10 protein-coding genes are annotated in these 12,480 nt (G+C 55.2%); all 10 read left to right on the plus strand.

Annotation, left to right across the window (positions count from 1 at the left end; translation table 11 throughout):
- A complete protein-coding gene (gene dnaA / locus AAF463_RS00005) occupies positions 1–1,401 on the plus strand; it encodes a chromosomal replication initiator protein DnaA (protein ID WP_101763897.1) in 1,401 nt (466 codons plus the stop codon).
- A 5-nt stretch (positions 1,402–1,406) separates the two neighbouring features.
- On the plus strand, positions 1,407–2,507 hold the full coding sequence (gene dnaN / locus AAF463_RS00010; RefSeq protein WP_008105300.1) for a DNA polymerase III subunit beta: 1,101 nt from the start codon (positions 1,407–1,409) through the stop codon (positions 2,505–2,507).
- A 178-nt stretch (positions 2,508–2,685) separates the two neighbouring features.
- On the plus strand, positions 2,686–3,771 hold the full coding sequence (recF, locus tag AAF463_RS00015) for a DNA replication/repair protein RecF (protein ID WP_101763896.1): 1,086 nt from the start codon (positions 2,686–2,688) through the stop codon (positions 3,769–3,771).
- Positions 3,772–3,788: 17 nt separating this feature from the next.
- The gene (gyrB, locus tag AAF463_RS00020; protein ID WP_101763895.1) at positions 3,789–6,194 is read left to right on the plus strand and encodes a DNA topoisomerase (ATP-hydrolyzing) subunit B; all 2,406 of its coding nucleotides are present in this window, start codon (positions 3,789–3,791) and stop codon (positions 6,192–6,194) included.
- A gap of 170 nt (positions 6,195–6,364) precedes the next feature.
- Positions 6,365–7,174: a sugar-phosphatase gene (gene yidA, locus AAF463_RS00025; protein ID WP_101763894.1), complete on the plus strand. Its 810-nt coding sequence runs from the start codon at positions 6,365–6,367 to the stop codon at positions 7,172–7,174.
- Positions 7,175–7,434: 260 nt separating this feature from the next.
- Positions 7,435–8,133: a FadR/GntR family transcriptional regulator gene (locus tag AAF463_RS00030; protein ID WP_101763893.1), complete on the plus strand. Its 699-nt coding sequence runs from the start codon at positions 7,435–7,437 to the stop codon at positions 8,131–8,133.
- Entirely contained in the window at positions 8,130–9,008 is an 879-nt protein-coding gene (locus AAF463_RS00035) for a 2-dehydro-3-deoxygalactonokinase (protein ID WP_350261316.1), read from the plus strand. The genes AAF463_RS00030 and AAF463_RS00035 overlap by 4 nt, the downstream gene beginning before the upstream one ends.
- Positions 8,992–9,609 carry a 2-dehydro-3-deoxy-6-phosphogalactonate aldolase gene (locus AAF463_RS00040; protein WP_061719996.1) on the plus strand — a complete coding sequence of 206 codons (618 nt, stop codon included), beginning with the start codon at positions 8,992–8,994 and terminating at the stop codon, positions 9,607–9,609. Before AAF463_RS00035 ends, AAF463_RS00040 begins: the two co-directional genes overlap by 17 nt.
- Positions 9,606–10,754, plus strand: coding sequence for a galactonate dehydratase (gene dgoD / locus AAF463_RS00045; protein WP_007893527.1), 1,149 nt, complete (start codon positions 9,606–9,608; stop codon positions 10,752–10,754). The genes AAF463_RS00040 and dgoD overlap by 4 nt, the downstream gene beginning before the upstream one ends.
- Positions 10,755–11,060: 306 nt before the next feature.
- Positions 11,061–12,356 (plus strand): MFS transporter, encoded by a 1,296-nt coding sequence (locus AAF463_RS00050; protein ID WP_350261317.1) that lies wholly within the window; start codon positions 11,061–11,063, stop codon positions 12,354–12,356.
- Positions 12,357–12,480: the final 124 nt, after the last annotated feature.

Raw genomic sequence — 12,480 nt, forward strand, 5'->3', positions numbered from 1 at the left:
GTGTCACTTACGCTTTGGCAACAGTGTCTTGCCCGTTTGCAGGATGAGCTTCCTGCCACCGAATTCAGCATGTGGATTCGTCCGCTGCAAGCTGAATTGAACGACAATACGCTGACCTTGTATGCACCAAATCGGTTTGTACTCGACTGGGTTAGAGATAAATATCTCAATAGTATCAATGGGCTGCTGAATGAATTCTGCGGTGCAAATGTGCCTTTACTGCGTTTCGAAGTCGGTACGCGCCCTGCAGCACAGGTCACCACTAACCAACCGGCGATGGCCAGTTACAATGCGCCCGCGCCGATCGAAAATCGTCCGGCACCCGCGCAAATTTTGCGTCCAAGTTGGGATTCCGTTCCCGCACCGGCCGATGTGACTTACCGCTCCAATGTGAATAACCGTCATAACTTCGACAACTTCGTCGAAGGTAAATCGAACCAGCTGGCGCGCGCGGCGGCACGTCAGGTGGCGGATAATCCTGGCGGCGCTTATAACCCACTGTTCCTTTATGGCGGCACCGGCCTGGGTAAAACTCACCTGTTGCACGCGGTGGGTAACGGCATTATTGCGCGCAAGCCCAATGCCAAAGTGGTGTACATGCACTCTGAGCGTTTTGTGCAGGACATGGTTAAAGCCTTGCAGAACAACGCCATTGAAGAGTTTAAGCGTTACTACCGCTCGGTTGATGCGCTGCTGATCGATGACATTCAATTCTTTGCCAATAAAGAGCGCTCGCAGGAAGAGTTCTTCCATACCTTCAACGCGCTGCTGGAAGGCAATCAACAGATCATCCTGACTTCGGATCGCTATCCAAAAGAGATCAACGGCGTCGAAGATCGCCTGAAATCACGTTTTGGTTGGGGATTAACCGTGGCGATCGAGCCGCCTGAACTGGAAACGCGCGTCGCGATTCTGATGAAGAAAGCCGATGAAAACGATATTCGCCTGCCGGGTGAAGTCGCCTTCTTTATTGCTAAGCGTTTGCGTTCCAATGTCCGCGAGCTGGAAGGCGCGCTGAACCGCGTGATTGCCAACGCTAACTTTACCGGTCGCGCGATTACCATCGATTTCGTGCGCGAAGCGCTGCGCGATCTGCTGGCGCTGCAGGAAAAGCTGGTCACCATCGATAATATTCAGAAAACGGTGGCCGAGTATTACAAAATTAAAGTGGCGGATTTGCTGTCGAAACGCCGTTCGCGTTCGGTAGCGCGTCCGCGCCAGATGGCGATGGCGATGGCGAAAGAGCTCACCAATCACAGCTTGCCGGAGATTGGCGATGCGTTTGGTGGGCGCGACCATACCACCGTGCTTCACGCTTGCCGTAAAATCGAGCAGCTGCGTGAAGAGAGCCACGACATTAAAGAAGATTTCTCTAACCTCATTCGAACACTATCTTCCTGACGCATATGAAATTTATTGTAGAACGTGAGCAGTTACTGAAGCCACTGCAACAGGTTAGCGGTCCACTTGGCGGACGCCCGACGCTGCCAATCCTCGGAAATTTACTGCTGCAAGTAAGCGAAGGCTCGCTGCGCTTGACCGGTACCGATCTGGAAATGGAAATGGTAGCCCGTGTTGCGCTGACGCAGCCACACGAGCCGGGCGCCACCACGGTTCCTGCGCGTAAATTCCTCGATATTTGCCGCGGTTTGCCGGAAGGCGCTGAAATCAGCCTGACGCTGGAAGGTGACAGAATGTTGGTGCGTTCTGGCCGCAGCCGTTTCTCGCTGTCAACGCTGCCCGCCAGCGACTTCCCAAATCTGGATGACTGGCAGAGCGAGGTGGAATTCACCTTGCCGCAGGCGACGCTAAAACGCCTGATTGAAGCCACGCAGTTCTCAATGGCGCATCAGGATGTGCGTTATTACCTCAACGGTATGCTGTTCGAAACCGAAGGCGAAGAGTTGCGTACCGTCGCTACCGATGGTCACCGCCTTGCCGTATGCTCCATGCCGATTGGTCAGGCGCTGCCAAACCATTCGGTGATCGTGCCGCGTAAAGGGGTGATTGAGTTGATGCGTTTGCTCGACGGTGGCGAAACGCCGCTGCAGGTGCAAATCGGCAGCAGCAACATCCGCGCACACGTTGGCGACTTTATCTTTACGTCGAAGCTGGTTGATGGCCGTTTCCCGGATTATCGCCGCGTATTGCCGAAGAATCCCGACAAAGCGCTGGAAGCCGGCTGTGATATTTTGAAGCAGGCGTTTGCGCGTGCGGCGATTCTCTCGAACGAGAAATTCCGCGGTGTTCGCATCTATATCACCGAAAATCAGCTTAAAATCACGGCGAATAACCCAGAGCAGGAAGAAGCGGAAGAGATGCTGGATGTCTCTTACAACGGCACCGATCTGGAGATTGGCTTCAACGTCAGCTACGTGCTGGATGTGTTGAATGCGCTCAAGTGCGAGAACGTGCGTTTGCTGCTGACCGATGGCGTATCGAGCGTGCAGATTGAGGATGTGGCCAGTCCGGCTGCAGCCTACGTCGTGATGCCAATGCGCTTGTGATCCTTATCGGGCTAACTTACTCGCTATTTTGCGCCCGGGCAGTGCTCGTCCCTGGTCACATACTTCAGTATGCTCCCAGGGCCTGCGCGCTGGCCGTGCACAAACTAGCTTCGACGTTAACGCCCTTGATTGTTGATGTTAGGTAAAACCCTCTCCTACCGTTCTCGCTGGATTCGTTATGGCTTTAACCCGCCTCCTGATTAAAGATTTTCGCAATATCGAGCAGGCCGATCTGGCTTTGGCGCCGGGGTTTAATTTCCTTGTCGGTGCCAACGGCAGCGGTAAAACCAGCGTGCTGGAGGCGATTTACACGCTAGGGCACGGTCGCGCATTTCGCAGTTTGCAAGCGGGCCGCGTGATTCGTCACGATCAGGACGCCTTTGTGTTGCACGGCCGCATTGAAGGCAGCGAACGTGAAATGTCGGTCGGTCTGACCAAGAATCGCGCTGGCGACAGCAAAGTGCGTATTGATGGCAGCGATGGTCACAAAGTCGCCGAGTTGGCGCAGCTGCTGCCGATGCAACTGATTACGCCGGAAGGATTTACCCTGCTCAATGGCGGTCCAAAATATCGTCGTGCCTACATCGATTGGGGCTGCTTTCACGCCTCGCCTGGTTTTTTCCATGCCTGGAGCAATTTGCGTCGCCTGCTGAAACAGCGCAATGCGGCGCTGCGTCAGGTTTCGCGCTACAGCCAGATTCGTCCCTGGGATCAGGAACTGGTGCCGCTGGCCGAACAGATCAGCGCCTGGCGCGCCGAATACAGCGCGGCGATTTCCCGCGAGATCATCGCCACCTGCGGTCAGTTTTTACCGGAGTTTGCGTTGACGTTCTCTTTCCAGCGCGGCTGGGATAAAGAGAGCGACTACGCCGAACTGCTGGAACGCAATTTCGAGCGCGACCGCGCGCTCACGTATACCGCCAGCGGCCCGCATAAAGCCGATTTTCGCATTCGTGCTGAGGGCACGCCGGTGGAAGACTTACTCTCACGCGGCCAGTTAAAACTGCTGATGTGCGCGCTGCGCTTAGCGCAGGGCGAATACCTGACGCGCAGCAGCGGACAACGCTGTTTGTATTTGATTGATGACTTTGCCTCAGAGCTGGATGACACCCGTCGTCGGCTGTTAGCTGAACGCCTAAAAGCCACGCAGGCTCAAGTATTTGTCAGCGCCATTGGTGTCGAGCATGTAATCGACATGAGTGATGAAAAGGGCAAGATGTTCCGCGTGGAACAGGGTAAAATAGTGGTTCAACCTGAAGATTAAATGAGCGAGAAACGTTGATGTCGAATTCTTATGACTCCTCAAGTATCAAAGTCCTGAAAGGGCTTGATGCGGTACGCAAACGCCCGGGTATGTACATCGGCGATACGGATGACGGCACCGGTCTGCATCACATGGTATTCGAAGTCGTGGATAACGCAATCGACGAAGCGCTCGCCGGTCACTGTAGTGATATTACCGTTACTATTCATGCAGATAACTCTGTCTCGGTGCAAGATGATGGTCGTGGTATTCCTACCGGCATTCACCCGGAAGAGGGCGTCTCTGCTGCTGAAGTGATCATGACCGTCCTGCACGCAGGCGGTAAATTTGATGATAACTCATATAAAGTTTCCGGTGGTCTACATGGCGTTGGCGTTTCAGTCGTAAACGCCCTGTCACAGAAGCTGGAGCTGACCATTCGCCGTGAAGGCAAAGTGCATCAGCAGGTTTATCAGCACGGCGTGCCGCAGGCACCGCTGGCGGTGTCCGGTGATACCGATGCAACCGGTACTCGCGTGCGTTTCTGGCCGAGCTACGAAACCTTCACCAATGTGATTGAGTTTGAGTACGAAATCCTGGCGAAACGCCTGCGTGAACTGTCGTTCCTGAACTCTGGCGTTTCGATTCGTCTGGAAGACAAACGCGACGGCAAGAACGATCACTTCCACTACGAAGGCGGCATCAAGGCGTTCGTTGAGTATCTCAACAAGAACAAAACCCCGATTCACCCAACGGTGTTCTACTTCTCGACGGAGAAAGATGGCATTGGCGTGGAAGTGGCGCTGCAGTGGAACGATGGTTTCCAGGAAAACATCTACTGCTTCACCAACAACATTCCACAGCGCGACGGCGGTACGCACCTGGCGGGCTTCCGTGCGGCAATGACGCGTACGCTGAATGCCTACATGGATAAAGAAGGCTACAGCAAAAAAGCCAAAGTCAGTGCGACCGGTGACGATGCGCGTGAAGGCCTGATTGCAGTGGTTTCCGTGAAAGTGCCGGATCCGAAATTCTCTTCTCAGACTAAAGATAAGCTGGTCTCTTCAGAGGTGAAATCGGCGGTTGAGCAGCAGATGAACGAACTGCTGGCGGAATACCTGCTGGAAAACCCGTCTGACGCGAAAATCGTGGTTGGCAAAATCATCGATGCAGCGCGTGCGCGTGAAGCTGCCCGCCGTGCTCGTGAGATGACGCGCCGCAAAGGCGCGCTGGATTTGGCCGGTCTGCCGGGCAAACTGGCCGACTGTCAGGAGCGCGATCCGGCGCTGTCTGAAATCTACCTGGTGGAGGGTGACTCTGCAGGCGGATCAGCCAAACAGGGTCGTAACCGTAAGAATCAGGCGATTCTGCCGCTGAAGGGTAAAATCCTGAACGTGGAGAAAGCGCGTTTCGACAAGATGCTCGCTTCGCAGGAAGTTGCCACGCTGATCACCGCGCTGGGCTGTGGTATCGGTCGTGACGAATACAATCCGGACAAACTGCGTTATCACAGCATCATCATCATGACCGATGCGGACGTCGACGGCTCGCACATTCGTACGCTGCTGTTGACCTTCTTCTACCGTCAGATGCCAGAAATCGTCGAACGTGGTCACGTCTATATTGCGCAGCCGCCACTGTACAAAGTGAAGAAAGGCAAGCAAGAACAGTATATTAAAGACGACGAAGCGATGGATCAGTATCAGATTTCCATCGCCCTCGACGGCGCAACGCTGCACACCAACGCCAGTGCACCGGCGTTAGGCGGCCAGCCGCTGGAAACGCTGGTGGCGGATTTCAACGGCACGCAGCGCATGATCAAACGTATGGAGCGCCGTTTCCCTACGGCTCTGCTGCGCGGGCTGATCTACCATCCGACCTTAAGCGACCTCAGTGATGAAGCCGCTGTGAAAGGCTGGATCGACGGTTTAGTGGCGTATCTGACCGAACGTGAAGCACACGGAAGCAGCTATCTGGCCCATGTCCGCGCCAACCATGAGCAGAAGTTTGAACCGGTGCTGCGTGTGCGCACGCACGGCGTTGATACCGATTATCCGCTGGATAGCGAATTCATCGATGGACCGGAATACCGCAAAATCTGTGCGCTGGGCGAGCAGCTGCGTGGCCTGATCGAAGAAGATGCCTATATCGAACGTGGCGAACGTCGTCAGCCGGTCACCAGCTTCGAGCAGGCGATTGAGTGGCTGGTGAAAGAGTCGCGTCGCGGTCTGTCAGTCCAGCGTTATAAAGGTTTGGGTGAGATGAACCCAGAGCAGCTGTGGGAAACCACCATGGATCCCGATAGCCGCCGCATGTTGCGCGTGACCATCAAGGATGCGATTGCTGCCGATCAGCTGTTCACCACCTTGATGGGCGATGCGGTAGAACCGCGCCGCGCCTTCATCGAAGAGAATGCGCTGAAAGCCGCCAACATCGATATCTGATCGACACGGCAACACGTAAAAACCCTTCCCTGGTGGAAGGGTTTTTTGTTTTCCGCCCGGCAAAACGCGCAAAGCCCGCTGCGGTAAAAAATCTGAATGGGGAGCGAAACTGGTCAATGTGAGCTGAATCGCGCTAGCATTGATCAAAACCCTGACTCAATGAGGACGTTATGGCTATAAAACTGGTTGCAATCGATATGGACGGCACGCTGCTCAATCCGCAGCACGAGATCACGCCTGCCGTTAAATCGGCCATTGAACGCGCACATAAAAAAGGTGTGATGGTGGTGCTCACCACCGGCCGTCCGTTTGTCGGTATTCAGCGCTATCTGATGGAGCTGAATCTGGTTGATGAAGGCCAATATTGCATCAGTTATAACGGTGCGCTGGTGCATCGCGCTAATGATGGCGAGTGCGTCGCGGAAATCACCTTGGGTTTCGACGACTATCTGTATATCGAACAGCTGGCGCGCGATCTTGGCGTCCACTTCCAGGCCTTCGATAAATCTTTCCTCTATACGCCGAACAAAGACATCAGTGAGTTCACCATCCACGAAGCGAGCCTGACCGGCATTCCGGTGCGCTATCGTTCTGTGGAAGAGATGGATCGCGCCACGCGTTTCCCTAAGCTGATGATGATCGATAAGCCCGATCTGCTGGATTCTGCCATACAGCGCTTGCCGCAGCGGGCACGCGACAACTACACCATTCTCAAAAGCGCACCTTATTATCTCGAAATCCTCGATGCCCGCGTGAATAAAGGGCAAGGAGTGAAAATGCTGGCTGAGAAGCTCGGCCTGGCGCGTGAAGAGGTGATGGCGATTGGCGATCAGGAAAACGATCTGGCGATGATTGAGTATGCAGGAACCGGCGTAGCAATGGGCAATGCGATTGATTCCGTGAAGAAAATCGCGCAGTTCATTACCAAAACCAACATGGAACACGGCGTAGCGCACGCCATTGAAGAGCTGGTGCTGTAAACCCTCGTTATTCCTCGTCACGCTGTTTTTAGGTCGCCATACATGGCGACACTTCAAATCCCACCAAGCCTTCATAAGGTCGCCATTTATGGCGACCTTATCGCGTTATGACACATGACTTGTCTATTTTGTGATCCGCATTGTAGTACAACCTGGATTAATGGTACTACAATCGACAACGCAGGTCAGGGCGGCCGTTAGGCTTCGCCAGGCGAAAGCAGTAATCTGATGCATACCTGCCTTTCACTGAATGGAACATCATGACGCAAGAACAACTAAGCAAAACAGAGCGCATCATCCTGACGCTGGGTGAAGAGATTGTGGCTGGCAAGTTTGTGCCGGGCGCGGCGTTACCCGCGGAAGCTGAGCTGTGTGAACGCTTCGGCACCTCGCGCAATATCATCCGCGAAGTGTTTCGCTCGCTGATGGCGAAACGCTTGATGGAGATGAAACGCTATCGCGGCGCGTTCGTCACGCCGCGCAATCACTGGAACTATCTGGATAGCGACGTATTGCAGTGGGCGCTGGCGCACGATCAGGACCCGCGTCTGATTGCCGCCATGAACGAAGTGCGTGTGCTGGTCGAGCCGCAGATTGCACGCTGGTCTGCCGAACGCGCCACCTCAAGCGATCTGGCTGCGATTGAACTGGCGTACAACGACATGGTGGCCAACCATCTCAATCGTGATGCCTTTAATGAAGCGGATATCCGCTATCACGAAGCGGTGCTGAATTCGGTACACAATCCGGTACTGCAGCAGCTCAACGTGGCGATCAGCCAGCTGCAAAAAGCGGTGTTTGCGCAAACCTACATGGCGGATGAAGGCAACATGCCGCGTACGCTTGCCGAACATAAAGCGCTGTTTGATGCCATTCGTCATCAGGATGGCGATGCTGCCGAGCAGGCGGCGAAAGCGATGATTGCCAGCTCAACGGCGCGACTCAAGGAGATTATGTGACCAGCTATATCGCGATTGATTGGGGCTCAACTAACCTGCGCGCCTGGCATTATCAAGCCGGCGTTTGCATCGATGAGCGTCGTTCGGAAGCCGGCGTCACGCGCCTGGGCGATCGCACACCCGCCGAAGTGTTTGCCAGCGTCACCGCAGGTTGGCCAGTCGATGACGTGCCGGTGGTGATGGCGGGCATGGTAGGCAGCAATGCCGGCTGGCTGTCGGTGCCCTATCTCTCCTGTCCGGTGGCGCTGGGCGACATCGCTAGCCGCCTGACGCGCGTCGAGGATAAAGCGTGGATCGTGCCGGGATTGAGCGTCGAACGTGCCGACAATTACAACGTGATGCGCGGTGAAGAGACGCAGCTGCTTGGCGCGGTGGAACTGCAACCTGCGCCGCTCTATGTGATGCCAGGCACGCACGCCAAATGGGTGCAGATGGAACAGGATCGCGTGCTGGATTTCCGCACCGTGATGACCGGCGAACTGCATCATCTGCTGCTCAAACAGTCGCTGGTTGGCGCAGGTTTACCCGAACAGCAAGAGAACGCGGCGGCTTTCCGCGCAGGTGTGCAAGTCGGCAGCAACGATGCCTCGATTCTGGCGCGCCTGTTTGAAGTGCGTGCTTCACACGTACTCGGCGCGCGCGATCGCCGCCATATCAGCGACTTTCTTTCAGGCTTGCTGATTGGTCACGAAGTAGCGCTGATGACGCAACAGGCCGACGCCGCAAGCCAACCGATCACCATTATTGCCGGTAGTGCGCTGGCGCAACGTTATCAGCAGGCGCTGCAGTTTATCGGCATGGATTCAGTCACGCTGGAAGGCGATCGTGCTTTCCAGCACGGAATAAGGAGTATTGCGAATGTCCTGGCAAACTAAAGTCCCGCTGATCGCCATTCTGCGCGGCATCACGCCGGATGAAGCCGAAGCGCACGTTGGCGCGCTGATTGAAGCGGGTTTCGATGCGATTGAAATCCCGCTCAACTCGCCGGAGTGGGCGAAAAGCATCGGCGCGATGGTGAAAACCTTCGGCGATAAAGCGCTGATTGGTGCCGGTACGGTGCTGAATCCGGCGCAGGTCGATGAGCTGGCAACGCTGAACAGCAAATTGGTCGTCACGCCGAATACAGATGCTGCGGTGATCCGCCAGGCGGTCGCCAAAGGGATGATCGTTGCCGCCGGTTGCGCTACCGCGACGGAAGCGTTCACCGCCTTACAGGCCGGTGCGCAGGCGCTGAAAATTTTCCCATCGTCAGCCTTTGGTCCGGGCTACATCAAAGCGCTGAAAGCGGTGCTGCCGCCAGAGGTGCCGGTGTTTGCCGTGGGCGGCGTGACGCCGGAAAACCTGCATGAATTTATGGCCGCAGGCTGCATTGGCGCGGGCTTAGGCAGCGATCTCTATCGCGCCGGTCAACCGCTGTCACGCACTGTGGAACAAGCTCGCGCATTTATTGCTGCATATAAGGACGCTGTACGATGAAAATTACCAAACTGACCACTTATCGCCTGCCGCCGCGCTGGATGTTCCTGAAAATCGAAACTGACGAAGGCATCGTTGGCTGGGGCGAACCGGTGATTGAAGGCCGCGCGCGCAGCGTGGAAGCGGCGGTGCATGAGCTGTCGGAATACCTGATTGGTCAGGATCCAGCACGCATCAACGACTTATGGCAGGTGATGTATCGCGGCGGCTTCTATCGCGGCGGCCCGATCCTGATGAGCGCCATCGCCGGTATCGATCAGGCGTTGTGGGATATCAAAGGCAAAGCGCTCGGCGTGCCGGTTTATCAACTGCTTGGCGGATTAGTGCGTGACAGCATTAAAGCTTACAGCTGGGTGGGCGGCGATCGTCCGGCCGACGTGATTGACGGCATTAAGAAACTGCGCACCATCGGTTTTGATACCTTCAAACTCAACGGCTGCGAAGAGATGGGCATTATTGATAACGCGCGCAAAGTCGATGACGCGGTGAATACCGTAGCGCAAATTCGTGAAGCCTTCGGTAAAGAGATTGAATTTGGCCTCGATTTCCACGGCCGCGTCAGCGCGCCAATGGCAAAAGTGCTGATCAAAGAGCTGGAGCCGTATCGCCCGCTGTTTATCGAAGAGCCGGTGCTGGCGGAGCAGGCGGAATATTATCCGCGTCTGGCGGCGCAGACTCATATTCCGATCGCCGCTGGCGAACGCATGTTCTCGCGCTTCGAGTTCAAACGCGTGCTGGAAGCGGGTGGACTGGCGATTCTGCAACCGGATCTGTCACACGCGGGCGGTATCACCGAGTGCTACAAAATTGCCGCGATGGCCGAATCTTACGATGTGGCGCTGGCGCCTCACTGTCCGCTCGGCCCAATTGCGCTGGCTGCGTGCCTGCACGTTGACTTCGTGTCACGCAATGCGGTGTTCCAGGAGCAAAGCATGGGGATTCACTATAATCAGGGCGCCGAACTGCTCGATTACGTGATCAATAAAGACGATTTTAAAATGGATGATGGTCATTTCTATCCGTTAAATAAACCGGGCCTTGGCGTGGAAATTAACGAAGAGCTGGTGATCGAGCGCAGTAAAAATGCCCCCGACTGGCGTAATCCATTATGGCGATTCCCGGACGGTTCAGTCGCTGAATGGTAAATACCCGTCATAATTCAAGCTGCAGATGCGTTGGCTGCGCTCATTCTTCCAGTCACTTACTAGTGTAAGCTCCGGGGGATTCATTCGTTTGCCGCCTTTCTGCAACTCGAATTCTTTAGGGTATTAAATTTTATTAAATCTCGATAATTATATGTCGGTGAAATAAGGCATAGGGCTGCGTTCAGTCTGTTTCCCGGCACAGCTTATTTACCGCTGACGCGGTTTTACCTTTGATATCGCTACCCTACATTTGCCGGGGCGTGCTCTGTCGTGCCCAAACGGCAAAACCGATTACGGAGAAACACCATGGATCTCTCTGCTGTTCACGCCAAACCGACGCGCCGTCGTTATATCACGCTGCTGATGATATTTATTACGGTGGTCATTTGTTATGTCGATCGCGCTAATTTAGCCGTCGCTTCCGCGCATATTCAGGAAGAGTTCGGTATTACTAAAGCGCAAATGGGTTATGTATTTTCGGCCTTTGCCTGGTTATATACGTTATGCCAGATTCCCGGCGGCTGGTTCCTTGATCGCGTGGGTTCACGCTTAACCTATTTTATTGCCATCTTTGGCTGGTCGGTTGCGACGTTATTGCAGGGTTTTGCCACCGGCTTATTATCATTAATTGGTCTGCGTGCGATTACCGGCATATTTGAAGCGCCGGCTTTCCCGACCAATAACCGGCTGGTGACCAGCTGGTTCCCGGAGCAAGAGCGCGCTTCCGCCGTCGGCTTCTACACGTCCGGTCAGTTTGTTGGTCTGGCGTTCCTCACGCCCTTGCTGATCTGGATTCAGGAACTGCTGAGCTGGCATTGGGTCTTCATTATTACCGGCGGCATCGGCATCATCTGGTCGTTCATCTGGATTAAGTTCTATCAGGCACCCAGCCAAAGCAAAGGCATCAATAAAGCCGAGCTGGATTACATCCGTGAAGGTGGCGCGATGGTGGATGGCGATGCGCCGAGCGAAAAGAAAGCCCGCACCAAACTTACCGCCGCCGACTGGAAACTGGTGTTCCACCGCAAGCTGTGCGGCGTCTATCTTGGCCAGTTCGCCGTCACATCCACGCTGTGGTTCTTCCTGACCTGGTTCCCGAACTATCTGACGCAGGAAAAACATATCGCGGCGCTCACCGCGGGCTTCATGACCACCGTGCCCTTCCTCGCGGCATTCGTTGGCGTGATTCTCTCGGGTATCGTCGCCGATCGTCTGGTGCGCAGTGGCCGTTCGCTCGGCTTTGCGCGCAAAACGCCGATCATCTGCGGTCTGCTGATCTCCACCTGCATCATGGGCGCGAACTACACCAACGATCCGATATGGATTATGACGCTGATGGCGATCGCCTTCTTCGGCAACGGTTTCGCCTCAATTACCTGGTCGCTGGTCTCCTCGCTGGCACCGGTGCGCCTGATTGGTTTGACCGGCGGCATGTTCAACTTTATTGGCGGCCTGGGTGGCATCACCGTACCGCTGGTGGTGGGTTATCTGGCGCAGGACTACGGCTTTGCACCAGCGCTGGTGTATATCTCGGCGGTGGCGCTGATTGGCGCGCTCTCCTACATCCTGCTGGTCGGTGATGTAAAACGCGTAGGTGAATAAATTCTCGCGATGAATCGCGCCGCTACAAATACGGGCACAATCCGTAGCGGCGCCGTTCATTGCGCAATCAACCGCGGTGAAATTGCTGCTTATCACTGCAGAATCACGTAATTTATCCGGCAAC

Source organism: Pantoea sp. BJ2 (genome assembly GCF_040255075.1).
Classification (GTDB): Bacteria; Pseudomonadota; Gammaproteobacteria; order Enterobacterales; family Enterobacteriaceae; genus Pantoea; species Pantoea leporis.

Excerpts from the sequence above, each read along its gene's own strand:
- dnaN (WP_008105300.1), top strand. The coding sequence starts at position 1,407 with ATGAAATTTATTGTAGAACGTGAGCAGTTACTGAAGCCACTGCAACAG.
- recF (WP_101763896.1), top strand. The coding sequence starts at position 2,686 with ATGGCTTTAACCCGCCTCCTGATTAAAGATTTTCGCAATATCGAGCAG.
- gyrB (WP_101763895.1), top strand. The coding sequence starts at position 3,789 with ATGTCGAATTCTTATGACTCCTCAAGTATCAAAGTCCTGAAAGGGCTT.
- yidA (WP_101763894.1), top strand. The coding sequence starts at position 6,365 with ATGGCTATAAAACTGGTTGCAATCGATATGGACGGCACGCTGCTCAAT.
- AAF463_RS00030 (WP_101763893.1), top strand. The coding sequence starts at position 7,435 with ATGACGCAAGAACAACTAAGCAAAACAGAGCGCATCATCCTGACGCTG.
- AAF463_RS00040 (WP_061719996.1), top strand. The coding sequence starts at position 8,992 with ATGTCCTGGCAAACTAAAGTCCCGCTGATCGCCATTCTGCGCGGCATC.
- dgoD (WP_007893527.1), top strand. The coding sequence starts at position 9,606 with ATGAAAATTACCAAACTGACCACTTATCGCCTGCCGCCGCGCTGGATG.
- AAF463_RS00050 (WP_350261317.1), top strand. The coding sequence starts at position 11,061 with ATGGATCTCTCTGCTGTTCACGCCAAACCGACGCGCCGTCGTTATATC.